Origin of the sequence: Lysinibacillus sp. KCTC 33748, from assembly GCF_002237755.1 — a bacterium.
GTDB lineage: Bacteria > Bacillota > Bacilli > Bacillales_A > Planococcaceae > Lysinibacillus.
Map to the genome: position 1 here is coordinate 1 of NZ_MWSJ01000038.1, position 24,944 is coordinate 24,944.

Annotated in this window: 23 protein-coding genes; 4 read left to right on the forward strand and 19 right to left on the reverse strand. The window is 34.9% G+C overall.

All coding sequences use genetic code 11. The annotated features are described in order from the left end of the window. Positions 1-330: 330 nt before the first annotated feature. The 16 genes from yiaA to B1B04_RS24575 form a co-directional block, all read right to left on the reverse strand. On the reverse strand, positions 331-747 hold the full coding sequence (yiaA, locus tag B1B04_RS24500; RefSeq protein WP_481817201.1) for an inner membrane protein YiaA: 417 nt from the start codon (positions 745-747) through the stop codon (positions 331-333). A gap of 309 nt (positions 748-1,056) precedes the next feature. Beyond that, positions 1,057-1,413 (reverse strand): hypothetical protein, encoded by a 357-nt coding sequence (locus tag B1B04_RS24505; protein ID WP_079564175.1) that lies wholly within the window; start codon positions 1,411-1,413, stop codon positions 1,057-1,059. Positions 1,414-1,530: 117 nt separating this feature from the next. After that, positions 1,531-2,094, reverse strand: a complete 564-nt coding sequence (locus tag B1B04_RS24510) for a hypothetical protein (protein WP_139377004.1) — start codon at positions 2,092-2,094, stop codon at positions 1,531-1,533. A 227-nt stretch (positions 2,095-2,321) separates the two neighbouring features. Beyond that, complete coding sequence (locus tag B1B04_RS24515) at positions 2,322-3,584, reverse strand: DUF4179 domain-containing protein (RefSeq protein ID WP_079564180.1); 1,263 nt, start codon at positions 3,582-3,584, stop codon at positions 2,322-2,324. Then, entirely contained in the window at positions 3,581-4,081 is a 501-nt protein-coding gene (locus B1B04_RS24520) for a sigma-70 family RNA polymerase sigma factor (RefSeq protein ID WP_079564182.1), read from the reverse strand. The genes B1B04_RS24515 and B1B04_RS24520 overlap by 4 nt, the downstream gene beginning before the upstream one ends. 341 nt (positions 4,082-4,422) lie before the next feature. Beyond that, complete coding sequence (locus tag B1B04_RS24525) at positions 4,423-5,598, reverse strand: hypothetical protein (protein WP_079564184.1); 1,176 nt, start codon at positions 5,596-5,598, stop codon at positions 4,423-4,425. Positions 5,599-5,611: 13 nt separating this feature from the next. Next, positions 5,612-6,430 carry a hypothetical protein gene (locus B1B04_RS24530; protein WP_079564187.1) on the reverse strand — a complete coding sequence of 273 codons (819 nt, stop codon included), beginning with the start codon at positions 6,428-6,430 and terminating at the stop codon, positions 5,612-5,614. Beyond that, positions 6,427-7,116 (reverse strand): ABC transporter ATP-binding protein, encoded by a 690-nt coding sequence (locus tag B1B04_RS24535; protein WP_079564189.1) that lies wholly within the window; start codon positions 7,114-7,116, stop codon positions 6,427-6,429. Before B1B04_RS24535 ends, B1B04_RS24530 begins: the two co-directional genes overlap by 4 nt. After that, positions 7,113-7,502, reverse strand: coding sequence for a GntR family transcriptional regulator (locus B1B04_RS24540; protein ID WP_079564192.1), 390 nt, complete (start codon positions 7,500-7,502; stop codon positions 7,113-7,115). Before B1B04_RS24540 ends, B1B04_RS24535 begins: the two co-directional genes overlap by 4 nt. Before the next feature lie 376 nt (positions 7,503-7,878). Then, positions 7,879-8,352 carry a GNAT family N-acetyltransferase gene (locus B1B04_RS24545; protein WP_079564194.1) on the reverse strand — a complete coding sequence of 158 codons (474 nt, stop codon included), beginning with the start codon at positions 8,350-8,352 and terminating at the stop codon, positions 7,879-7,881. Between the two features lie 217 nt (positions 8,353-8,569). Then, positions 8,570-9,133 (reverse strand): hypothetical protein, encoded by a 564-nt coding sequence (locus B1B04_RS24550; protein WP_079564197.1) that lies wholly within the window; start codon positions 9,131-9,133, stop codon positions 8,570-8,572. A gap of 439 nt (positions 9,134-9,572) precedes the next feature. Further along, the gene (locus B1B04_RS24555; RefSeq protein ID WP_079564199.1) at positions 9,573-9,959 is read right to left on the reverse strand and encodes a DUF5071 domain-containing protein; all 387 of its coding nucleotides are present in this window, start codon (positions 9,957-9,959) and stop codon (positions 9,573-9,575) included. A 159-nt stretch (positions 9,960-10,118) separates the two neighbouring features. Continuing rightward, positions 10,119-10,526, reverse strand: a complete 408-nt coding sequence (locus B1B04_RS24560) for a DUF6157 family protein (RefSeq protein WP_079564202.1) — start codon at positions 10,524-10,526, stop codon at positions 10,119-10,121. A 360-nt stretch (positions 10,527-10,886) separates the two neighbouring features. After that, positions 10,887-12,713 carry an ABC transporter ATP-binding protein gene (locus tag B1B04_RS24565; RefSeq protein ID WP_079564205.1) on the reverse strand — a complete coding sequence of 609 codons (1,827 nt, stop codon included), beginning with the start codon at positions 12,711-12,713 and terminating at the stop codon, positions 10,887-10,889. Then, the gene (locus B1B04_RS24570) at positions 12,706-14,469 is read right to left on the reverse strand and encodes an ABC transporter ATP-binding protein (RefSeq protein ID WP_079564207.1); all 1,764 of its coding nucleotides are present in this window, start codon (positions 14,467-14,469) and stop codon (positions 12,706-12,708) included. The genes B1B04_RS24565 and B1B04_RS24570 overlap by 8 nt, the downstream gene beginning before the upstream one ends. 73 nt (positions 14,470-14,542) lie before the next feature. Next, positions 14,543-14,986, reverse strand: a complete 444-nt coding sequence (locus B1B04_RS24575; protein ID WP_079564209.1) for a MarR family winged helix-turn-helix transcriptional regulator — start codon at positions 14,984-14,986, stop codon at positions 14,543-14,545. Between the two features lie 375 nt (positions 14,987-15,361). Between B1B04_RS24575 and B1B04_RS24580 the strand changes: the two genes are divergently transcribed. After that, positions 15,362-15,874, forward strand: coding sequence for a peroxiredoxin family protein (locus B1B04_RS24580; RefSeq protein WP_079564212.1), 513 nt, complete (start codon positions 15,362-15,364; stop codon positions 15,872-15,874). A gap of 205 nt (positions 15,875-16,079) precedes the next feature. Here B1B04_RS24580 and B1B04_RS24585 read toward each other — a convergent pair whose 3' ends face one another. Both B1B04_RS24585 and B1B04_RS24590 read right to left on the reverse strand, forming a co-directional pair. Beyond that, on the reverse strand, positions 16,080-16,922 hold the full coding sequence (locus B1B04_RS24585) for a nucleotidyltransferase (RefSeq protein ID WP_079564215.1): 843 nt from the start codon (positions 16,920-16,922) through the stop codon (positions 16,080-16,082). 297 nt (positions 16,923-17,219) lie between these two features. Beyond that, entirely contained in the window at positions 17,220-19,349 is a 2,130-nt protein-coding gene (locus B1B04_RS24590) for a type IA DNA topoisomerase (RefSeq protein ID WP_079564218.1), read from the reverse strand. 623 nt (positions 19,350-19,972) lie between these two features. Here B1B04_RS24590 and B1B04_RS24595 point away from each other — a divergent pair. The 3 genes from B1B04_RS24595 (at position 19,973) to B1B04_RS24605 (ending at position 23,981) form a co-directional block, all read left to right on the forward strand. Next, positions 19,973-21,298: an erythromycin esterase family protein gene (locus B1B04_RS24595; RefSeq protein WP_079564221.1), complete on the forward strand. Its 1,326-nt coding sequence runs from the start codon at positions 19,973-19,975 to the stop codon at positions 21,296-21,298. Positions 21,299-21,501: 203 nt separating this feature from the next. Next, entirely contained in the window at positions 21,502-22,080 is a 579-nt protein-coding gene (locus B1B04_RS24600; protein WP_079564223.1) for a sensor domain-containing protein, read from the forward strand. 113 nt (positions 22,081-22,193) lie between these two features. Then, entirely contained in the window at positions 22,194-23,981 is a 1,788-nt protein-coding gene (locus tag B1B04_RS24605) for a helix-turn-helix transcriptional regulator (protein ID WP_079564226.1), read from the forward strand. A 71-nt stretch (positions 23,982-24,052) separates the two neighbouring features. On the opposite strand, the gene B1B04_RS24610 is transcribed toward B1B04_RS24605, so the two are convergent. Continuing rightward, entirely contained in the window at positions 24,053-24,202 is a 150-nt protein-coding gene (locus tag B1B04_RS24610; protein ID WP_427457459.1) for a zinc ribbon domain-containing protein, read from the reverse strand. Positions 24,203-24,944: the final 742 nt, after the last annotated feature.

A 24,944-nucleotide genomic window follows, 5' to 3' on the forward strand; every position in this document is an offset into this window, starting at 1 on the left:
GACTACAGGTTGGCTCCCTAGTACAGTCGTAGCATCAGTTTAACATACTAAAGCCTTATGAAAAATCGAAAAATCACTAGGCTTATTCGGCATGGCCCAATTTATCAAAATAATATCAGAGAGTTAAGAAAGTTATTATAGATACTTGACTAATCGTAAGAAAAGAGCTGCCTAGGCAACCCAACTTTTAATTAAACCCCTTCGATTGTTGAAGAAAGAAATGGAAGCCTTTCCGCAGGTGATCCGTTTCTCAAATTTAAATTTAGTTGTCTATGCAAAAACATAAACCCCTAGTAGCATAGTGGATTCTGCTCCATTTTAGTACATTACTCAAGCTTTTTCTCTTGCCCGCTGCGTATCTCTTATATTCTTTTGAACTGTTATAGCTGCAAATAAACTAAGCACAAATGCCATCCCAAAAAATCCTTTTTCGCTTAAAACAACACTTCCTGCATTGTATAAACCGATGGCCATTAAAGAAATAGATACAATCAGGGCGAACCAACTAAGACCATAATAAATATTAGTAACTGGTATTCCCTCATCTTTATCTCTAACTGCTTTTTGTAAAGATATCGCAGAATAAAGTCCGAATACTAAAACTGCAAAGTAAAATCCTTTTTCGTTCAATTGCATAGTTGCGTTAAACAAACCTATTAAATAAGTCGCAATGCCTACTAATAGCGCTGCCCACGAAGCCCCCTTGAAGGCCGGAGTCGGTTCTCCCTCTTTCCGTTCTTCTTTCATTTTTAAATCATTTCGTTTTTCTTTATCTACTAAAACTTCATTATCATCATTCAATTTTCCGCCTCCATATTTTAGTCTAATAAAAATGGAGCACCAGGGACATTGTAGTGCACCCAGTACATAGACCTGCATAAAGAACCTGCCATTAAATTGAAGAAGAAAAAGCAATCTTCGTTATTAAAGTATATGCTCATTAGCATGAAGAAGATAACTACACAAACTTTAGGTTTTCTCGCTCAATTATGCCGCGGCATAACTGTATCCGATATCGACTTGTACTTAGGTCTGCAAAAGGTATTAGTGTAAATCTTAAATAAGTTGCACTAGTTCTGGATTTAATACAACTTTATGAAACCTCCAACAATCAGAGTATTCCGTACCAATTTCATGATCATGCAAGCAAACCCTGTTCATGCCATCACAGCCGTCAAGACCACAACACCCATTTAATCTACTGCTGTCTGAATGGTGGTTTGAATTGATTAAATCCTTGATGTTTATAATGATAGATCCTTTTAATATTTCATAAGCTGTTTCCTCTTGGATTAAATAAAAGCCCCTAGGAATATAATCTTGGCCATCGTTTTCATTTATCAAATTCATATCTTTTAATTCTGTTAACGGCTCAGAAATTTCTAAATGACATGCTTTGCAAATTAATTTCAATTTGTCGTTTCCTCCTTTTATATGAATATATGTTCCAGTCAATGCTAGAAATACCCATTAGCCATCCATATAGCGCAAAACTAGCGCTATACAACAGACAAGTTCAATAAGTTTAATCTACTTCTTAGATGATTTGACTCTTTTTGAGTTCCATTTCCAAATTAAGATTAACGAAATGGCTATAATTAAAATCACAAGTTCAAAATCTAAATCCTTATCATGCATGAACCACATTTTATAGCCTAAATTAACCTCTTTTCTCGGTTTTAGACCTTCCCCAAGTAATTGTTCATAATCATTATTTGATTCTACTAAAACAACTGGACTACAAGGACTATTAAAATAGTTCCCGTTTTCTTCATTCAAATAAATAATGTATTTATTCCCCTTTTCGAAATTATAAGCCCATGTAAAATCAGCTTCAAAAATTAATTGGGGATCCACTTCTGTTTTCCAACTTTTCTCAACATCGATTAAGACATACTTTTTTGTCTCTTTTAGACCAGTGAATCCTTCTTGTACACTATCATTTTTCACATCTAAAACCGTCCCAACGATTGCAGTATCAAAATGGTTAATAGCTGGTCCTTCTAATTTAACACAACTCAAAGCATGGCTTTGAATTGGAAAAATTGTAGTTAGAGATATAGACATCATTATGATCAGTAGTATTAATCTCATATTTCCTCCATGACGTTAAATTTAACCAATTAGACGTCTTTGTTTGTCTTTACGTTTCAAAACGAAGGAAAGAAGACACTCCAAAACTTGGAATGTCTCTTACTTTTATCTCAGGTTATCCTTTTGCCTTGGTTTTGCTTTACCTGAAGCCAACACAGAGATATTACCACAAATATGGAAACATTAAAAAGAGTTCAAAAAGGCGAGCCTTTTTGAACATCTTTACTTTATTTCAATGGAATATTCAGTTCAATATTTTTTCCGATAGGATTGAAGAAATAGTTTATATACATTTTGGCTTTGCCATCATAATCTTCAAAGTTCTCCGTCTCATAAAGATACTCATCATCATCTGAGAAAGTGCTACTTTTATATTCTAACGTCGTGCCATCTGCTTTTACAGCACTATCTACAAACGAATGTGCCCTTCTATCATCCCATTTCTTTGCGGCAAATGATACACCTAGCTCCGTTACAGAAATATCCCAATCCAAATAATCGGGTTTCGTGAGTACTTCTTTTGTGCCAAAATCAACTTCGATAAAATCCTTGCCCTTTGGAACGGCATGAACAGCTCCAATTAATAGTTTGAGTGAATCTGAATCATGGAAATAATTACTTTGTAAATTTAGCGTGAATTTGCCGTCTGGACTATTTCTGCCTATTGACAAGCCATTTTTAACTCTTTCTTCTCTTCGCTCCCCATCTTCCGTCTCGACCACAATATTTTCAAGCGATAAAATTTGCATCGTATTCGCTTCATCTAATTCAATATCGATTGCCATTCTTAATGGAGAACGGCGAATTTTTGTAATCGTAAATTTCTGACCTTCGACATTTACAGTACGATTTACAGTAGTAGTTTTCTCCTTTGCGATTTCATTTTGTAGTGAAAACGGCACCGAAATTTCAATGTTCCCCTTATCTTTTTCATAAAAATGAAAAATGGCTTTAAAATCCTTTGAAGTATAAGAAAAAGGCTCTGAAAAACTATAGTCTACTGAAGAAGAGATGCTTGTTTGATGTGATTGATGGCTTGTAAATGAACCTCCGCCTTTAACTTCTTCGTCCCCTTGGTACAATTGGACTCCCTCTAAGCGTAATTCCGACATATCAAATGAGGCATCGGCGTCATAGTAAAGTACTAATCCCGTATTATCTGCAATCACGCCTTGCAATGTAAGCGATAGGCCTTTTTTAGACTGCGTCACATTGATTTCTTCATAATAGTCATTGTCCACAATATCTTTTATCCCTTTATCTCTTACAACCGCAGATACAATTACTTGAAAGCCAGGTATTTTTGCAACATGGCTAGCAATCATAGGAGAAACACGAATTGAAAATAACAGGCTTAAGCAAAACAAAGAGGCTATTGCAACCGATACAATGCGCTTCTTTGTTCTTTTTTCTCGTTGAACTTTACGAAACATATCCATTCGTACTTGTTGAAGTTTCTCCTTTGGAACGTCAATCGGTAGTTTACTCATAGCCAGTCCTCCTTTTCTCCAGCGAAGTTTTTAAGCTTCTTTAGTATGTAATGAAGCTTAGACTTTACAGTACCCTCCGGAATTTGATTTAGCTCAGCAATTTCTTTGTTTTTTAGTTGCTGAAAATATTTCATATAGACGAGTTGCTGCTCCGACAAAGATAAATGTTCCAATAACCGCTCCATATCTGAGTAGATAACCCATTCAACTTGGTGATGCTCCTTAATTGCAACGGTTGGTTGGCGTTTTCGCAAATGGTCTTTACAACAATTGATTAAGACGCGCACGAGCCATGTTCTGGCATATTCGTGCTGTTTAACGGTATGCATTTTTTTCAGTGCCTTATAAACTAGGTCCTGCATCACGTCTAAAGCGTCTTGCTCATTTTTCAGATATGCAAAAGCCATGCGATATAAAATTTCTTCATCCATTTCAATAAGTGAAAGTATCGCTTGATGATCCCCACGAATAGCACGCTGCACGATTTCACATTCCATCCTTTTCGCCTCCTTCCTCCATTAGACGGAACAATTTTTCATTTCGTTCAAAAAATTTATAATTATTTACAATCTTACATGATTTTACCTTTAATCTTCGCGTCAAAGATGTTCCCTTCGAAGACGTAAGTTTTTAATTCCTTCCTTCACTAACCTACTTCGTTAGCTCAATAAGAAAAGTTGCCTTTAACTTTAGCCAGTGACTAATTTCATTATCGGCATACTGTCATTAGTATTCCACAAATATCCACCCAAGGAACAAAAAACGGCAGATATGAATCATAGAATTCATACCTGCCAAAGCTGCTTACTCAAATTTATTAAAATGTATGTTCTTCAATTTAATGAATGTTGTTATATATTTGCTCGATATAAAGTGAGTAATCTGCATCTAGTTTGTCTTTATTCTCAATGATGATGTTACCTTCATATAATGATTCACCTGTACGTAAATCACCGATAAGGAACAAATGACCATCCGAAACACGATCGATTAAATATAGTTTACCATCTGTAATCTGTATAGAAGGTTTTTCTTTAGCATTAGCAATGCTTGGATATTTAAAGCTTACAGGTTCTTCCCACTGATTCTTTTCTATATTATAACGGTTCAGTACTAAACCATTGGTTGAACGAACAGGAATGAAAATATCTGTTCCTTGAAGAATGATCCAGTTCTTATATGGTTTTAATTCGGCTGGAATTGTCCATTCCTTCACTTCATTATTCAGATAGTTATACAGATACATTGGGCTAGAGATAGTTTTACGCTCACCATCTTCTAGATATTTGTATTTTTCAACCATATATAAGAAATAATTTTCATTTTGCACCTTATTATATTCATTAAATATATAGATGTTGGCCCTGCTTAGCTCTTCTGACTCTATTTTTGCAATAATTGAGTCTTGCTCTAATTCCTTTTTGTTTTCATCGACCGTATATAAGTGCAACTCTTCCTCATTATTGAGATTGCTTGTTGCTAATATTTTTATTTTTCCATTTTCTACATAGACATCACTCTCATTGATCCAGTCATATCTTACTTGGTCTGGCATATTGATTTCAAATGAAGAACTTTCATTTGTATTTTTATCAAGTATATCGATTTGCAGAGTGAAAGAATCTCCTCGACCCTCTTTATTTGAAAAAATCGTGTAAATTAAACGATCTTCATCTTCAAAATACTGTCCAGGGTTTGCTTCTTTTCCACGCATAAACTTACGGTGTTCTTGAATATATTTTTGAAACATCCCAGGGTAATATCGTCCCTTCAACTCTCCAATAAAAGACCCACTCTGATTACTCGAACCATCCTTTGATATATCCAACCTACTATAAATATCACGACTTTGATAAATTGCATGAATGATAAGGTTGTCGATTTCTCCCTTATTTCCGCTAGTAGATTCAATTTTAAAAGATATATTCTTTGCTATTGCCTGTTGCATATAGTAAGTACCGATTGTCGTCACGATGATTAAACTAATCAATATCGTTTTCCAATATTTTTTCATTGCCATTCCCCCCTTAGACCCTGATTTTATATTTTAGCAAATGATTTGCGATCCAAATGGCACTGACTAATACGATGACGCTCATTACCAGTTCCAATAAGAAGACTTCTAGTGAGTAAAAATAGCCATTTAAAAACCTATTTACTAATAGTGGCGCAATAAATACTCCGGATGAAAGCATTCCATAAACGATTGCGATAAAAATGCCTTGTAAACCGTAGCTTCGTTCAATTAAAATGGCCGTGAATAGAACTGCTACAAAGATTAGCCCGACTCCATAAATCAGGATAAATTCCGTTAAGGTATTCGGATAAAGCCTTTCTAAACTATAATCATCATTAAATGAAAAATGCGATTGTAAATCTGTTGGTATAATACTATTAACAATTTGCATTTCGATTGAGATTAATACTATTTGCAAGGCAACTAAACCAAGTACTAAAAGCATAATTGTCGTTAATTTTGAGAAATAAATAGTAATTCTTTCAGTTGGCAACATTAATAATCTATAAATAAATGTATTTTTTCCAAACCAGTCCCGATACCAAATAAAGAAAACATAAATCATCAATATGGCGATGCTAAAAAAGATTGGTAGCAGAAACCATCCAGAACCAACGAACTGATTAAAAGAAAATAACCCGTATTCTTCAGTATATTGGCTCATTGATAATTGATTTTTATACATCACTTGATCCACGCCATTCATATATCCTTTTGACACGACAATCGCCCCAATGAACTGACTGACAATTATCAATCCTATTAACGTTAGGTACAGTTTGAAAAATCGATTTACTTCGAAATTAAGAAGTTTTAAATAGTGTTTCATCCACGATACACCTCTCTCATGACATCAACTACTGATTTCCCTTCCTTTTCACGCACTTCCTCTACGCTAAATTCCTTTAATACTTCACCGTTATCAATAAGCACTGCTCTATCAATCAAGTGTTCTATATCACTAATTTCATGGGTTGTAATAATCACACCACGATCTTCAATTAAATGGCTTGTAAACACTTCGGCAATCTGCTCCCTGGAAAAAATATCAATACCAGAGAATGGCTCATCCATGAGTAGGTAATCCACATTCAGTGCCAAACCTAATATCATATTAACTTTTGCCATATTCCCCTTTGATAAATTGGCAATCCGTTCAGTAGAATCTAGTTTAAAAAATTGCAGCAACTCATCTGCCCTTTTTGAATCCCAGTTTTTATAAAAATCGGCCATAAACGCAAAGGCTTCACAAATTTTCATTTGTGGCAACATCGTAATCGTATCTGGAATAAAGGTAATTTTTTCAAAGCTTTCTTTCCGGATTTTTTCCCCATCGATCAATATTTCACCACTATTAATCGGAGTGAGCGCCATAATAGCTTTCATGATTGTCGTCTTTCCTACTCCGTTTATACCGATTAAACAAGTTATTTCACCTTTTTCAGCAGTAAAAGAAAGACCTTTTAATACCCGTTTCTTGCCATATTTTTTCTCGACATTTTTTACTTCGATCATTTCGATCCCTCCGCTTCTCCGCTTTCGGCATCATGCTTTTTCTTAACTATTTCCAACACTTCGGATAACGGCACATCGATGGATTTAATAGAACCTAAAAATAAATCAACCGCTTCGATAATCAATTCCTCACGGACACTTTTAAGGACCGCTTCATCTTTAGTAATGCAGCTCGGCATATTCCCCTCAGTAAAAATCAATCCTTGTTCCCCCATTTCCTTATAAGCTCGTTGTGCAGTATTTGGGTTAATCTTCAGCTGGTTGGCTAGCTCTCTCCTTGATGGAATCTCCTGGCCAGGTTCAAAATACCCTTTGGCGATTTGCTCTTTAAAATGCTGGATAACCTGGACGTACACTGGATCCCGATTATTAAACTTTACAGTCAATTAACTCAACTCCTAGAAAATCATATTTTCGTGTATTAAGCACTTAATACAGTTTGAGCATAATGGTGGGCTAAGTACTTTTAAAGAACTACCCGATATATTATTTAGCCATTACCCCGCTAATCGATCTCGATGTATTAACAGCTTAATACACCACCCTCAAAAAATGGAAAAGTGTATTAAGCACACAATACACCTTTCGTAATGTATTATATGCTTAATACACTTTTTATGTCAATCAAACCCATGGAAATATATCTCAACATTTAAAAAGACAACCAGTTAATAAACTAATTTGCCACGAAAGTTTTAGTATAAAAAAGTTCTACTCAACATTGAAGTAAAGCATGCGTTAGTTTAATTAAGAAACTAGATTCTAATCTAATTTTTTTATAAATAAAACCCTGTCTTGCTTTAGTCCGTCATAGTCTGTATTGATTGATAGACCATCAACAATTCTATCTCCATCTTCAATTTCAAAACCCATCTTAGTATGATAGGCAATTGAAACTTTATTGACAGGTGACGTTACACAACGAACAATACTTCGATTATTTTGCTTTACCACATTAAAAAAATTATTGTATAAATGTTTTCCAATATTATGCTTTCTGTATTCAGGATGAACCCCAACAAAATGAATATACGCCTCATTTGAATGAGTTTGAGAAAGAAATCCTATTAGAAAACCTACAAGTTTACCATCCTTTTCTGCAATGAAACTTGTTTGTGTAAAATGGTCGAAAAATAATTTTGGTAACATAGCAGACATATTCCTGCCACCCCACCACTCATTGATTAGAGGTGAAATCACATAGTAGTCTGAACCTTTAACTAAACGAATTTCCATTTTAATCCCCCTATTAATGTAAACATCTATTTAAACTAATAGTAACATTAAAGCAAATTTTATCTTATTCCTTATGCAACTAAACAGCACCTTTAATAAATAAAATCCAACAAAAAAAGCGTAAATCCTTGTTGGATAAACGCCCTCGCTGGTTGGGACAAAAGGATCCCGTATAACAAGCGAAGATATGAATGACAAGGTAGATAGAGGTTACTGGTCAATCCCCTTCATAAGCAAAAAGTTGAAATTTCGCCTTAAGTACTGGAAATACTTCTTTCTTAAATTCATTTGTGCAATTCTCAAGAACAATTACGGCACAATATTCATCCTCTTCATTTTCAAAAACATGTTCTACAAATGTCAATATGTATGTCCATTCCTCAAGTGGTTTTCCATTTTCTATTACAATACAAGAATCATTTATTAGTCCACGTTTCTTTATAATTTGTTGTAGTTCTTGTTGAGTCATTGGACTAAAAAATATTAGATCATTTTGTGTTTCATTATAAAATGGATGAAGCCACTTTTGAGTTATAAATACTTTTAAATTCCGGACCAATCGTTCCCAATTCCTTTCTTCTTTTTTTACATTTTCTTGAATTTCTAAATCCCAATCCATTTTTTCAATCCAAGATGAATCCAGGTTTTCCTCAAACTCTTTAAATAATAGGATATACATCGGGTCGGTTAAAAAACAGTTTAAGAATTCACCATATTTTTCATATTCAAGTTTATCAAAATGTTTAATTTCATATTTAGGTGTTGAGTCAATACATATCATCCATAATACTCCTTTCTCATTTTTGCAAAATAATCACAAAAAAAGTCCAACACGATTATTAATCAAGTTGTTGAACTAATGAATGCGTTAGTTGCTTAAATTCTATTATATTTTATTTAGCTTTTAAAAAACGATTTTGATTAATAAATGCGATAATTACTTAAAGCGATGCTATAATGAATAATTTTATCATGCTGAAAAAATACTGTTAAAAGCATACCTTAAAGCTACAAATACTAAAATAAAGAACAAAATTGCAAATAACTTTCTATATCTCAAAAATAAAATGAAGCTTTTTGACAAACCCAATAAGCTCCACTTTATTTACAACTATATTTATTGATTCAGCGTCAACTAAAATTGATTTATTAATACTGCCAATCTATAATGTTCAACCAGGAAATTCTGGGTAAACTATATAATACGAACACCCCGTTAGTTAGATTGTTTCTAAAATTGCTCTTGCGATTTCATCAAGTTCTTCTGCGAGTTCATTATGTGTAGGTGTTTCAGCAACTCTTGTTAAATATTCTCTAAATTGAACTCTTGACTCTACTGGCAATTTAATAACTAAAAAATGTAAAATAAACCACTTCCAGTTTTCGTCATCTGAAGATGAAACATCTTGCACATGTGGGACAATCTCTTCTGGAAAAGTTAATAGTAATTCTAATACGCTTGGTGCCACTGGCCAATTCATATCTTGAATCCATTCAAGGAGGTTAGGCAGTAAAGGCAATATTTGATCTCTATCCATTCTCTTAATTATTTCTACTCTATCATGATCATGCTTATGTCTCGGTAAAAGATCTCCAAAGTTTTCCACACGCAACCCTCCCTTAGATTTTTATACATGGCAATTCATTTATTATATCAGTCTTTATTAAATTAAATTGCCCTTTTAGTTCAAGAAATAGGGATTGTTCCAATGAACAAAAACTTTTGTTTTAACTCAAGGCAGATAAAAGAGTCGGTAATTCTTTCGTTATTTTCCACTCCGTTTAGAACGCATACCTTTTAATAAAGTGATAGTATCCGAATTTAGAAATTGCTTGTACCCTTCACTATTAACATCATATAATGCAATTTTCCCTTCATCATCGTAGTGTATTCCCCACCCATATTTCTTTACCAATAGTGAAGCTCTAAAACACGCTTTAGGTTTTTGGAAAAATTGTTCTCTGTATTCATCTAACCGATCTGATTTAATTTGGTTTTTAATCAAATAAGTTTGAAATTGTACATCTTCCTGCGTATATTTGTAAGGGTTATTACTGATTAAGTCAAATTCAATCGAAGCTATAGTAGGTTTGTTATTTCTTGCGAGCGGAGTAATTGCTGAATGAACTTCCGAATCCTCTGAAATTTTAATAAAAGTATTTTTATAACTCATTAAATTAATCCCTCCTGTAACCATTTGTGTGTGCATCGAAAATTTCTTGTGTCCTTTGAAACCTCCAATTCCCAATTTCCAACTCTTTAAAAAGCTCTTACTCCACTAAATCATTAACACACCTTTATTTTCTCTTAGTATAAAGCTCAAAATCAATTTATCGGAACAAATTCAATATTTATCAGAACAATTTTTAAATTTTTCGCCCACCTTTAATTTATAACCCAACTTTTAAACTTTATCGCTTCAAGAGGTCAAAATTAAAAAACCACCTCTAAGAAACGAGGTGATTTTTATCAAACATTTTTTTTAAAACTACACACTGTCTAGCAGCCAAAAACGAATAGATAGCATACCATTTTAAGAAGCATCTTCAAACTGACTATTATACAGATCCGCATAGAATCCTTTTTCTGCAATTAGTTCTTCATGATTTCCACTTTCAATAATATCGCCGTCTTTCATCACTAAAATTAAATCGGCGTTTTTAATTGTTGAAAGTCGGTGCGCAATGACAAATGATGTTCTTCCCACCATCAATTTATCCATCGCTTCTTGGATAAGTGCTTCAGTACGCGTGTCAACGGAACTAGTAGCTTCATCTAAAATAAGCAACGGTGCTTTTTTAACCATGGCCCTAGCAATGGTAATAAGCTGTTTTTGCCCAACAGATAAACTAGTTTTATCGTTTAAAATCGTGTCATAACCTTTTGGCAAAGTTCTAATAAAGTGATGCAGACCTGCAGCCTTACAAGCTGCAATTACATCTTCATCGCTTACATTCTCTTTGTTATATACGATATTTTCCTTAACGGTACCTTCAAATAGCCAAGTATCTTGTAGCACCATACAAAATAAATCGTGAACATTTTTACGAGAAATCGACTTAGTCGGTACGTCTCCACTCATGATTTCCCCGCTATCTACTTCATAAAAACGCATTAGAAGATTAACAAGCGTTGTTTTCCCAGCCCCAGTAGGTCCGACAATGGCAACTTTTTGACCTGCTTTTATTTGCGCAGAGAAATCTTTAATGATTAGTTTCTCTTTCGTATATCCAAACTTAACGTTTTTAAATTCTACATTGCCTGTAACATCTTTTGCATCTAAAGTGGCCTTCTTATCACTTTCGTCTTCAAGTTCCTCTTCTAGTAAGAACTCAAATACACGTTCACTTGCTGCGGCAGTTGACTGCAAGCTTGTAGCTGCCTGTGCTAGCTGTGACAACGGTTGCGTAAATAAGCGGATATAAACCATAAATGAAACAATCACACCAAATGTAATGGAGCCTTTCAATGTAAGTGCAGCACCTACGACACAAACAACAACATACCCTAAATTTCCAATAAAGATCATGAGGGGCATCATCATGCCGGACATAAACTGTGCGCGCCAAGCGCTATTAAAAAGACTTTCATTGATCTCATTAAATTCTTGCTTCGCTGCTTTTTCACCGTTATACACCTTCATGACATCATGCCCTGAATAGATTTCTTCAATATGGCCGTTTATTCTACCAAGATCTTGCTGCTGGCGTATGAAGTATTTTCGAGATCTTGAAATAATAAAGGTCATTAATACAAATCCAACGAAAGTTGCAGCAATGGCAGAAAGTGTCATCGTCACATTAATAGAGAACATCATAATTAACGATCCAAAGAACATAACGACCGCTGTCACTAATGAACCAATACTTTGATTTAAAGACTGTCCAATCATATCCACATCATTCGTGACACGACTTAATACATCACCATAGGTTGTAGAATCAAAATATTTCAACGGTAATCTATCAATTTTGTTCGATATATCTGCCCTTAACTTTTTAGAAACTCGCTGCGTAATCGTAGCCATAATAAACGCCTGCAAATAATTGAAAATAAAACTCAATCCATACAAAATAGCAAGGAACAGACCTATTTTTCCAATAGCCGTAATATCAATCTCCCCAGTAATGCCTTCCGTTATCAAATCGGTGATGTCACTAAGCATATTAGGTCCAATGATTGTGAAAATTGTTCCTACAGTTGCCAATACAAGTGCAAACATCATCGCTGGTAAATAAGGTTTACAATAGGCAATCAACTTCCCCCAAGGCTTTTTAAAATCTTTTGGCTTTTCCCCAGGAGCTGCCATATGACCTGGGCCACCAGGACCTTTTCGGGGCTTATTTTGTGTATTAGGCATTGTCCAACTCCTCCTTCGATAGCTGAGAATACGCGATTTCCTGATAAGTCTTACAAGTTTTCAATAATTCACTATGTTTCCCCATACCTACGATTTTACCTTCATCAAGAACAATGATTTTATCAGCATCTTTAATCGTTCCAATTCGCTGTGCCACAATCAAAGTGGTTACACCTTTTGTTTCTTTTTTCAACGTAGAACGAAGTTGTCGGTCTGTTTTATAATCTAGAGCGGAGAATGAATCATCAAAAATAAAGATTTCTGGATTTCGATTCACTGCTCTTGCAATAGAAAGACGTTGTTTCTGACCTCCAGAAAGATTTGTACCACCTTGAGCGATAGCCGCATCATATTGGTCATCCATGTTCTCCACAAATTCTTTCCCTTGAGCAATTTCCACGGCTTTTTTGATTTCCTCATCTGATGATGGGGTCTGGCCGTTACCACCGTAGGCAACATTAGATTTTACTGTACCTGAAAATAGTACGACTTTTTGAGAAACGTACCCAATCTTATTATGAAGAGCTTCTTGTGCATATTCTTTCACATTAATGCCGTCAACTAATACTTCACCCTCAGTCGCATCGTAAAATCTTGGGAGTAAATTAATCAGCGTACTTTTACCACTACCAGTAGAACCGATGAAAGCGACAGTTTCGCCTTTATGTGCTGTAAAGCTAATATTTTCTAAAACATATTCCTCTGCATTCGGATATTTAAAGCTCACATTACGCAGTTCAATTTCACCTTCGATTCCCTTAGGTGATGATTGCAATTCTCCATCGAGTATTGTTTGAGGTGTATTTAGCACTTCATTAATACGCGCTGCAGATACTGCCGCTCTCGGCAGCAAAATGAACGTCATTGATAACATCATAAATGCCATAACTACTTGCATAGCATAAGACGAAAATACGACCATATCACTGAACAAACCGATTCGATCCATACCTCCAGCATTATTTATTAAATGTGCACCAATCCAGTAGATAGAAAGAGTTAAACCTGACATAATCAGCCCCATCCCAGGTTGCATAAGGGCCATAAGTCGATTCACGAAAAGATTTGTATCCGTTAAATCCTTATTTACTTTTTCAAATTTCTCTTCCTGATATTGCTGTGCGTTATAAGCATGAACAACACGAATACCAGTTAAACCTTCTCTTGTTACACGGTTCAGATGATCTGTCATTTTTTGAACGACTTTAAATTTCGGTAGTACAAAGATGATCAGATTGCCTATCAAAATAAGTAAAACAATGACAGCTACTCCTGTTGCCACTGACCACTCCCAGCTTTTCCCGGTAATCTTTAAAATAGCCCATACAGCTAGGATTGGCGCTTTAATCATCACTTGAAGCCCCATCGCAACCGTTTGCTGTATTTGCGTTATATCGTTAGTAGAACGAGTAATTAGACTTGCGATTGAAAAGCCATTAATCTCTTCCATAGAGAAAGATAGCGTTTTATCAAATACACCTTTTCGTAATTCCTTTGACAAAGATGTTGCTACCCTTGCCGCAAAATAGCCAACAATAACTGCCAATATCATACTGCCAAGGGCACATAATAGCATCTTCCCTCCAGCCGTCCATATCTCGCTCGTTTTACTGCCCTCTGTTTGTACAAGGGTCGTAATTTTAGCCATATAGTCCGGCAACTTCAAATCCAAATAAACTTGCCCTACAATGAACACAATACTAGCAATAACGAGCGTCCATTCTTTCGGTTTTAAATATTTAAATATTTTCAACATACACGCAGTCCCCCCTCATGTTAGTTAGCATGCTAACTATATTATCAAATAAAGCTTTAAAATAGCATCTTCTTCAAGATCCTATATTCTCTTTCATGGCATCCATCACTTCAAAAAAAACGTCAAGTTTCTCTTCCGGGATACCTGATAGTAATTTTTGTTCAAGGATTTCTCTACGAGTCTTAATATCTTCATGTATCTTTAGCGCCTCTCCTGTTAAGACAATTTTTTTCAGTCTTGAATCGTAGGAAACAGATTGTCTTGTAATCAAACCATTACTTTCCATGGATTTTAGTATCCGAGATGCTGTTGATTTACGAATAGAAAATGCACGTTCAAAATCCTTTTGAAACACATCTTTATCTTGATTTTTGCAAAGATAACTAATCGTCCAACCATGCATGGCAGTAAGGTTATCTTTTTCCGTTAGCGTAGCACTTGTAATTTGATCCAATTGTCTTCTCATTAATAGCGACAATGTACGCAATTCTAATCCAACTGATCTCCTTTTGCTCAATTATAATACCCCCAATCTATCAACAATAAACTATCGTATTAACCTAGTTTATTATTATTCGAACATCTCCATTTTAAAGATACTTACGTCCTTAGGTACCGATGAATCATGTTGAGATTTATCTTCGTATTCAGTTTGCCATATTGTCTTTAAATAATCCAACAATAAAGTATGCTTATAAATGTCAAAATAACAATGACATTTTGCTTGAATACAATAAATAAATTTCAATAAAGAACGAATGACACTAAAAATTGTTAGAGAAGAAGATGAACCTCGGCATTTTGGTAGTTGTTTTTTCATTTTACATATCTGATTTTAAATCGGAAATAATACAAGGTGGTCATTAGATTTTCAATTTCAAGGAGGAAAAGTATGTCTACATTTAATTTGCGTGACAAAGTACCTGATTTCACACTTCCAGCAGTGAATGGAGAAGAATTCTCTTTTGTATCCGATCAAAGCCAACATAAAAATTGGCATCTTATTATCTTTTTCAGAGGATCATGGTGTCCTGTTTGTCTTCACGACTTAAAAGAGCTTGAAGAAAGCAAAAGTTATTTTGAAAGCAAGAATGTACACCTAATTACTATCTCAACGGATCAGCTTGATAATTTAAAGAAAATGGTTGATGAACATAACCTTACTTTTACCGTCTTAGCGGATGTAGAGTTAAAAACAATAAAAGCATACGATGTATTTTATCACGGTAAAGATGCGCCATATGAGGATCATGGCACGCACGGAGAGCCAGCCTATTTCCTAGTTGATGAAAATGGACAACTACTATATCAACAAAAACAAACAAGTCCATTTGGACGCCCATCATCTACTGAACTTCGCAAGATCGTCCAATATATTGGGAAAAATTTAAAGTCAAATCAATAAACAAAAGTGATTGGGCGCAATAGCAGAGCAACATAAGTAGAAAATGACCCATCTCAAATGGAATTTTAAATACTGAAAGATTAAAGGTAATCACATTAGAGTTGTGATTACCTTTTTCTTTACGTGGAATCAATTCGTCTATAGACTATAAAAACAATACTAATTCCATTTGTGATAGCTAACGAGAATTTGATTTCGGAAGTGATTATATTTTCATATTTAATTCTCTATTAGGGTTAAAGCATTGTAGCCATTTATCAGCTTCAATAACCATCCACGTTCCAAATTCATTTAAAAACGATAACAATTGGTTTGTATCTATTATAGGTGTTATGGCATATTCAAGTGCCTTTTTCATGTCGCTTTCCTTTTCAGGGTAATAGTTAGAAAACACTTTATAAGCAGGATATAAATCCCTTGAATATGCATTTTCCTTGAAAATGACAAGTGCAAGTCCTGCTCTTACTATAATTTTCATAATCCACTTGCAACAATCTTTAATATCTTCTATATCTGAATTATCTTGAATATCATCACAGGCATTTTTAATTTGAGATTGTAAATGAATAAGGTGGTCATTCGCTAAAGCTTCGTTCGCTTTATATTTTGGTAATTGAGGTATCAAGTCTTCTCCAAACACACACAGTCCATGGGTTTGGAGTATGAAACTAATGATAGAAAATGATGACGTATTTAAAACATCTTCCTTGCAGTGAACACTTAGTTCAATACCATCTACACAAGTATGTTTTTGAGTTAATTCTTGTTCTACTTCATTTATCCGCTTTAACTGCAGATTATTAAACTTTTGCTTAGTAATCGCTATTGTGTCTAAGTCAGCAACACCTTCAATACCTATCCCTTTTGGAATGGACCCCCTTATGTATACACTATGTAAGTCATCTTGAAGATGACTAGAATACGTATGAACCACATCGTTTATTACAGGAAGAAAAATCGAGTTGATGTTATTCCAATCTGAATGATTAATAATGTGTCCATCACTATCCGTGACACATAAACTTCCAATTGCTCTAATAGTAGTCATCACATTACTCCTTTTATAAAATATAGTAACTCAGTCTACCTACTATGCTACGCCTCTCGCTGTGGGTTTTATCTTCTAACGAATAAAAACAAATTTCTATAATGACATTACATAGTCATTTTCTGTAAATATCTGATTATTATAACCATTTTACATAAAAATAGAATAGCACGTTCTTTATCGAACATGCTATCCTACTTTCATTATGGAAGTTCACTAGGTTGAAATAACCTTCAAAAATCTATACTTAAATCCTTTTTTTCAGGAAACTCCATCTTCCAGCTATAGTATTCGCTGTTACTTTTCATTAAACTCAAATTCAATCTTTCCTTCTACCAAACGGAGTGACGCATTAAATTGTTTACCATTCTTTGATTTAAACCCTTTAAGCAGAGCTGTTTTACCAATCTTACATAAATCATTAATGTTCTTTTCAGTTAGTTTTTTTCCTAATAGCCTTCCTGGGAACGTTTGTTTACAACCATTTTTATAATTCGAGCAACCGTAAAAGCTTTTACGCAAACCTATTTTTCCTACTTTACATGTCGGACACGTCACAATATCTTTCACAGCAGTTGGTTTAAACTGCTCTGCGTCAATTGTAAGTGACTCTAACTGTTTAGGTACCTCCGCTAATAATTGATTAACAAACTTGCCTATACTTTCAATAAAATGTTTTGCAGAGCCTTCTCCACGGCCAATTTTATTTAAGTAAATTTCCCATTTTGCAGTCATAGATGGGCTTGAAAGTAATGTCCCTTCAATCGACCGACATAAAAGCTCCCCTTTGGACGTAATGCTCACTATGTTTTTTCGCACTTCAATAAATCCATGCTTTTTAATCGTCTCTATAATGCCACTCCGAGTTGCTTCTGTGCCAATACCTTCGATCGATTTCAGCACTTCGATTTCCTCTTCATCCTCAACTGATTTACCGCATGTTTTCATCATCGTAATGAGTTGCCCTTCGGTATAATGCTTAGGAGGCGTGGTCGTGCCTTCTAAAATAGAAATCTTGCTTTGTACCATCTCATCTTGGAAAACGACAGGTAACGACTCTTCACGTTCCTTTAAGTCTTTTTCGCTTGAAAACAACTCTTTCCAACCTTTTACAAGTTCTGTTTTCCCTACCGTTTTAAACTCTATATTTTTGACATTCGTTAAAATCGTTTTTTCATCGTATTCATAATCTTGATGGAACATAGCGAGTGTCGTATTAACTATCTCGAAATAAATATTTCGTTCATCAGCATTCATTGATTGTAACGCTTTTTCTGTCGGCACTTTTTTCGTTGGAATAATCGCATAGTGCTCCCCTACGTTGGCACTGTCGACATAGCGTTTGTTATTCCCACGATTTAGCGCATTAAATGGCTTTCCCACGAGCTGCTGGTATTTTGCCAATGATTCATTTAAATAAGCGAACTCATTATGTGTAATAAGTTGTGAATCGGTACGTGGGTAAGAAACGAGCTTTTTCTCATAAAGTGATTGCGTAAGTTTCAACACATGTGACGGACTATATTTCCAACGTCTATTAGCGGCGGCTTGTAATGTTGATAACGCATGTAATTTTGGTGGTGCAATACGCTTCGTTTTGTTCGTTACACTTGTAATTAGACCGGTATCCAACGGTTCAACCCCATGTTGTTGCAATAATTGCACAGCCTCTGCACGCTCTTTTGTTTTTAACTTTGCCTTCCCTTTATATACACCATTCTGTGCTTTAAATATCCCTTCAATTTCATAGAACTTTTCAGGCTTGAAATGTTCAATTTCCTGTTGCCTTTTATAAATTAAATATACGGTTGGCGATTGCACACGACCGATAGAGATACTACCCTTAAAGCCCTTTTTTTGTAAAAGTAGCGTATATAGGCGACTACAGTTCATTCCTACTAACCAATCGCTAATTTGACGTGTTTTTGCTTCTTGGTACATGAGCATATCACGCTCATTACTTTGCATATTATTAAAGCCTTTTCGAATTTCCTCAACCTCTAATGAATTGATCCATAATCGTTTAACAGGCTTATTTACTTTCGTCATTTTTAAAAGTGAGTAGAAGATATTTGACCCCTCACGTTCACTATCGCAGCAGTTATAAATCATTGTTATCTGTGGATCACTAAAGATTTTTTTTACTACATTAAATTGTGTATACATTTTAGAGACAACTTTATCTTCAAATTTTTGAGGAATGATCGGTAATGATCCAAGCGACCATTTCTCCCATTCCTTTTGATATTCTTTTGGTTCCTTTAATTCAACAAGATGACCAACTGCCCAGGTAATTACTGCACCCTCAGGAAAAGTAGAACAAGGTTCCAATTCAATAAATACTTTCTCTTTTTGTTTAATTTTAAATGCGTCTGCATAAGCTCTTGCTTGAGATGGTTTCTCTGCCAAAATGGCGATTTTCCCCATTAATCATCACATCTTCTTTAAAATATTTTAGTAGCTATATATATATAAACATAAAACTCAACTAATCAGATTAGTTGAGTTTAGTGTAAAATACCTTACTACTATCTTACTTTAAACAATTTAAAATATCACTTACTAAAATCTTTGTACCAGAGGCATCCTTCAAATATTTTAAACCTCCAGTCGCAAGCCAATCGATTTCGTCTAGCTTCATTAAAATTTGTGCAATTTTTACAGAATCAGGCTGCTGTGATTTAACTAAGTAATTTTCCGCCCTTCCCCTTTAATTCATTTGTTTATCGAATTTACTTCCTGTCATTTCCACAGACACAACTTAGAATAAAAATATTTTGGCATACAGATTAATTCATCTTTAAAATCCCTCCCAAATTTATAATCTAGTCTTACTTGCGACTCATCAATGTAATTATTATTTATAAGTTGTCATAGCCGATGGTACAAAAGTGTAATGATAGCCTATGACCTGTGTCAATTAACCTTATGACAATATGTAACTAGAAAATATGATATGGGATAGATAACAATTGAATTAAGGCAATTGATTCGTGCAAGTACATGAATCAATCTTGCTTTTACAAATAATTCAATTGAGGTGGAAAAAAATGAATAAGAAAAGAATAATTGCAATGGTTAGTACAGCTTTATTAGTCACAGGATGTGGAGAAGTAGGAAAGGCTCAAACAGTAGCAGTCGAAAATTCAGGCCAATCAATCCAAAAAAATATAGTTAAATCAATACAATCACAGGCTTACCCATTAAAAACGATAGAGCCGTCAAAATCATTTGAGGATTTAAAACCACTTAAGAAGATGATTGGGAGCGCACAATATGTAGGATTAGGAGAGAATACTCATGGAAGCTCTGAAATTTTCACTATGAAGTTTCGATTTGTGAAATATTTGGTTACTGAGATGGGTTTTACAAATTTCACAATGGAAGAAGATTGGGGAAACGGCTTAAAGTTAAATGAATATATCCAAACAGGAAAAGGAAACCCTAGGGAATTTTTAAACTTGTTATATCCTACTGATGAAATTATAGCCATGATTGAGTGGATGAAAGATTATAATGCTGATCCATCCAATAAAAAAAAGATCCAATTTATTGGGCTCGACTTAAAGGAGTTGGACCAAGGTTGCTTTAATAAAGTAATTGATTATGTAAGGCTGCATCGACCAGATTTGCTGGCAGAAGTAGAAGAAAATTATAAAGAATTGTCGGCTTTTAATGGAAGTACACAGGAATATATGGACCTTGCTCCTGAAATAAAAGAAAAGTTCAAGGCAAACGCTGAGAGAGTAGCTAGATTACTAAAAGATGAGAATAAGCAAGCCAACACAGAAATAGCTTCACCCGAGTACATCTGGGCGAAAGCAACGGCAAGTGCAATAGAGAAATTTACCACAATGCTAATTCCTAACGACTATCCAAGTATGTTAAAGCTACATGAGCAATACTTGGCCGATCATGCAATGTGGGCACAAGAGACATTGGGTGGTAAAACGATGGTATGGGGACACAATGTTCATATAGCTAAAGGAATTATCGATGAGAAATTATACCCTTATGTTGCGGGGCAGTATTTGAAGGAACGTTTAGACAATAATTATGTCACAATTGGCAGTACAACTACGGAGGGGAATTTCACCTTATACAACGACACCGCAGATAAGATTATAACGGATCTGATTCCACAAGATGTAAATAGTTTCAATTATACCCTCGGAAAAGTACCATATAAAATGTTTTTATTGGATAACCGTCACCTTAAAGGATCAGCAGAGAAATGGGTTAAAGCAAAAAAACCATTACTAAGTATAGGGGGACGACTCGTACCGAACGAATCGGCATACTTTGATAAGTCATTGCTTGAGCAATTTGATATTATTTTTCATATTCGAAAAACAAGTCCATCTCATATTAAATAAAAGTACAAAACAATCCGTTCTTGCATCTGCAAGAACGGGATTGTTTGGTGGAGGTTAATAAAAGCATCTTTTTTTAACCAGAAGTAGGTTACTCTCCCCTTTTTAGCATCATTTAGAAATGTCATATGACACTTTTACACTAGTGAGAATGACAAAAAAAGCAGTACAATTCGGTTATTACATAGATAGGAGCGATGAACTTTATGAAATCAAGATTCATCCAGAATGGTTATTTTTTATTGCTAACTTTCGTTACAGGATTGTTTTATTTTTGTTTTTATCTAATAGCTCTGCTATTCAGCTTCACCCTTTCATTTACGGTAATTGGGATTCCACTAGTTATACGCGTACTACAGACTACTAAACTTTTTATCCAATTCGAGCGCATACAGACGAAAATTTATACAGATATTTCAACAGACTCTTATGATAGAAGTATAACAATAGATACATCGAACTGGACCCAGGTGAAATTAGTGCTTACCGATCGTCGCAATTGGTCTGCTGTCTATTGGTTAATGCAGAAATTTGTGATTGGCATTTTTAGTCTCATTTGTGCAACCATTTTTTATATAATGCCACTTATGTTGCTGTTCGCACCACTACTGTATCGCTACATCGAAATGAATATTATATTCATACAGATAGATACTTTTGCCAAGTCACTCTTTGTAATGTCTATGGGTATAGTATTTATCGCCATAAGTAGTAGAATAGTAGATGGTTTGACAAAGAAAATTGGGGGCTATACACGTAGCATGATTCGGCAACTAAATCGATAGAAGTTTGCCTTCTGTGAGAGAATTGTAGTGTGAAATTAAAAATATAACAATGTATGAAGGATTAATTTATAATATAGGAAGTAAAAAGGTAGGCTATTTAGGGGGTAAATGACTTGTTAGATATGGTTAAGTATTGGGTTTGGTACGATTGGATTATGTTAGGAGTCCGTATACTTGTTAGTATCTCTATCGTCATAAACACATTAGATTTTCCGGTTAGTTTAACATTGCCACTTTGGATTATTATTTTTTGGGAGGTTGTTGCCTTCTCGATTCCATGGGTAGCCTTACTATTCAATTATAAATATTATTTGTTCACAGAAATACTGCTATATGGTGGACTATGTATATATTTAACCTCATTAATTCCGGAAGCTTACATCACATTTCTTATATCGGTGTTTCTAATTGCTGCGAATAGTAAGCATTTGTCCTATTATTGGACAGCTCCAACAACAGTTTTTATAACAACTGGAATTCTCTATGCGGTTGCGCCAAGTAATAGCTATTGGATTTTGGTTACCTACTATGGACTCGCTTATGTAATGGGCTTCGCTTTCCATTTATTAATCGTCAATCATAAGCAAAATGAAGCGATTCGTAAACAAAACGCGGTACTTGAGCAATATATGTCTCAGATTGAACGTATTACACTGGCAGAAGAACGGAACAGACTGTCGAATGAGCTTCATGATACAGTTGGTCACGCTTATACTTCTATTATTATGGGGATGGAAACGTTGCGTACCGAACTTGCTACTGAAATGGGTATACAGAGGCTAGATTCTTTGCTTGAAATGGGACGTAAAAGCATCGAGGACGTGAGAGGTTACCTACATCAAATGGATTCTCCGTGTCAATCGTCTTCCTTGATTCAATCTCTACAAAATCTTGGAGCCGAATTTCAGGAGCACGCTCAGGTAAATGTAAGTTTTAGGACATTCGGAGAGGAATATCAACTGTCTCAGCAAGCGAAGATCGCATTCATTCGTTGCTTACAAGAATCTCTTACAAATGCAGTACGTCATGGTCAGGGGACTGAAATTATAGTTTCATTGCAGTTTGAACAACAATATACGAGGTTAGAAGTTCAAGATAACGGAAAAGGCAATGTAGAATGGCAGGAAGGCTTCGGTATGAATGCGATGAAAGAACGGGCAATGAATTTGCAGGGGCAATTGTCTGTATATACAAAGCCAGAGGAAGGAATGCTTGTTACATGTACCATACCGCGACAAATTGAAATAAAAGATGGACTTATTCGTTTGTTAATTGTAGACGACCAGCCATTTGTTCGAGAAAGTTTGAGGACACTACTCGATAGATATGAAGATTTAAATGTAGTCGGTTTGGCTGAGGATGGCAATCAAGTCATCGATTTGTGTGGGCGCCTTCAACCCCACGTTATACTTATGGATTTAGATATGCAGCACATGGATGGAATCGAAGCAACCAAAAAGATTAAGCAACAATGGCCACATATCCGCGTATTGATTTTTACAACGTTTCAAGATACCGAACAGGCGTTAGAATCGCTTCGCAACGGTGCGGATGGTTTTTTACTCAAATCTATTGAAACGTTGGAGCTAGCTAATACGATCCGACTTATTCACAAAGGTGGGACACTGATTGATCAGGAGCTGTCTCACAAAATATTTGAGAAGTTTGATGAGCAAAAAGAGACACCACAATCAAAAGCAACCGCTTATGAGCTAACAGCTAGGGAGATAGAAATATTGCAGCTAGTAGCAAAAGGACTTCGATACAATACGATAGCTTCAAGGCTATATTTATCGAATGGTACGGTCAGGAACTATGCTTCAACAGCTTACTCAAAGTTAGGAGTGCGTAACAAGGAAGAAGCTGTCCACAAGGCTCTAGAAATTGGAATTATTGATTGAACTACCCCCACTTTCACTTCGTTTAGAAGTGGGGGATCCCTAAGTAAAGAGTTCTATCGAACTCTAATTTATTAGGCTAGCTCCACAGTCCTTGCGGTTAGAAGCCTGATCGCTTCATTCTTTAGATTGATACTTGCGTTAATATCTCTATCATGATGTGTATGACAAGAAGGGCAATACCATTTGAAAAAGAAAACTCTAATATTATTGATACAATTTATGAGGTCATTGCTAGTTTGAACAGTAAATTAAATGAAAAAAATATTAACATATATTTAAAAAACAATGGAAAAACGTTATTTGATATGTAAAAAAATAGGTGTTTCGAATATGTTTTCTTATTAAAATTGTAACTAAACATTTTTATGAGATGATATTTAAACTTTTGACTATCCTTATACAAGAGATGCCTTTTTGGTAATATAAAAGTAAGCGTCAAATATTCCCCACCTACTATTTGACGCTTACTTTTAAAGGAAAACAATTCAAAAAAGTGAAACCCGCTAGGGTTTATTTCGTATGCAAATCTTTCAATCAACTACACTTGCCCCTTAGAAAAAAGAAACAATCTTGTCTAAAATTGACTTTGCATAAGCTTGGCCAGATAGCGATGTGGCGGTACCCCATCGCCATCAAGTTAAGGTTCTGAAGCCCCCTAAATGAAAATTTCATTTCTCTGTAGTTATTTATTTCAGGAGTAAGCTCACAGTTAACTATGCATCTTGTTTCGTTAAATAATAAGAACCACCTCCCGATTTTCGAGGGTAGTGACCCCTTAAAGTTAGAGTTTTTATTATGCAGCTAATTGGCTGGCTTGAGTTCGATATTTTACGAGGGCACTGAAAAACTTGCGTTTTTTATAAATAAATTCGTTATAGAGAAAGATAGGGCGCTTCTTGTTCAATTTTGAACAGGAAACGCCCTAATTTATTACCTATTTATTACCCTTTTCCATTCAGAAGC

What these genes read in the sequence shown, in the direction of transcription:
- B1B04_RS24545 (WP_079564194.1), bottom strand. Translation starts at nt 8,352, where the DNA reads ATGGAAATTCGTTTAGTTAAAGGTTCAGACTACTATGTGATTTCACCT.
- B1B04_RS24590 (WP_079564218.1), bottom strand. Translation starts at nt 19,349, where the DNA reads ATGGGGAAAATCGCCATTTTGGCAGAGAAACCATCTCAAGCAAGAGCT.
- yiaA (WP_481817201.1), bottom strand. Translation starts at nt 747, where the DNA reads ATGAAAGAAGAACGGAAAGAGGGAGAACCGACTCCGGCCTTCAAGGGG.
- B1B04_RS24520 (WP_079564182.1), bottom strand. Translation starts at nt 4,081, where the DNA reads ATGGAATGTGAAATCGTGCAGCGTGCTATTCGTGGGGATCATCAAGCG.
- B1B04_RS24565 (WP_079564205.1), bottom strand. Translation starts at nt 12,713, where the DNA reads ATGCCTAATACACAAAATAAGCCCCGAAAAGGTCCTGGTGGCCCAGGT.
- B1B04_RS24510 (WP_139377004.1), bottom strand. Translation starts at nt 2,094, where the DNA reads ATGAGATTAATACTACTGATCATAATGATGTCTATATCTCTAACTACA.
- B1B04_RS24570 (WP_079564207.1), bottom strand. Translation starts at nt 14,469, where the DNA reads ATGTTGAAAATATTTAAATATTTAAAACCGAAAGAATGGACGCTCGTT.
- B1B04_RS24525 (WP_079564184.1), bottom strand. Translation starts at nt 5,598, where the DNA reads ATGAAAAAATATTGGAAAACGATATTGATTAGTTTAATCATCGTGACG.
- B1B04_RS24560 (WP_079564202.1), bottom strand. Translation starts at nt 10,526, where the DNA reads ATGAGTTATAAAAATACTTTTATTAAAATTTCAGAGGATTCGGAAGTT.
- B1B04_RS24530 (WP_079564187.1), bottom strand. Translation starts at nt 6,430, where the DNA reads ATGAAACACTATTTAAAACTTCTTAATTTCGAAGTAAATCGATTTTTC.
- B1B04_RS24580 (WP_079564212.1), top strand. Translation starts at nt 15,362, where the DNA reads ATGTCTACATTTAATTTGCGTGACAAAGTACCTGATTTCACACTTCCA.
- B1B04_RS24535 (WP_079564189.1), bottom strand. Translation starts at nt 7,116, where the DNA reads ATGATCGAAGTAAAAAATGTCGAGAAAAAATATGGCAAGAAACGGGTA.
- B1B04_RS24600 (WP_079564223.1), top strand. Translation starts at nt 21,502, where the DNA reads ATGAAATCAAGATTCATCCAGAATGGTTATTTTTTATTGCTAACTTTC.
- B1B04_RS24585 (WP_079564215.1), bottom strand. Translation starts at nt 16,922, where the DNA reads ATGACTACTATTAGAGCAATTGGAAGTTTATGTGTCACGGATAGTGAT.
- B1B04_RS24515 (WP_079564180.1), bottom strand. Translation starts at nt 3,584, where the DNA reads ATGAGTAAACTACCGATTGACGTTCCAAAGGAGAAACTTCAACAAGTA.
- B1B04_RS24595 (WP_079564221.1), top strand. Translation starts at nt 19,973, where the DNA reads ATGAATAAGAAAAGAATAATTGCAATGGTTAGTACAGCTTTATTAGTC.
- B1B04_RS24550 (WP_079564197.1), bottom strand. Translation starts at nt 9,133, where the DNA reads ATGATATGTATTGACTCAACACCTAAATATGAAATTAAACATTTTGAT.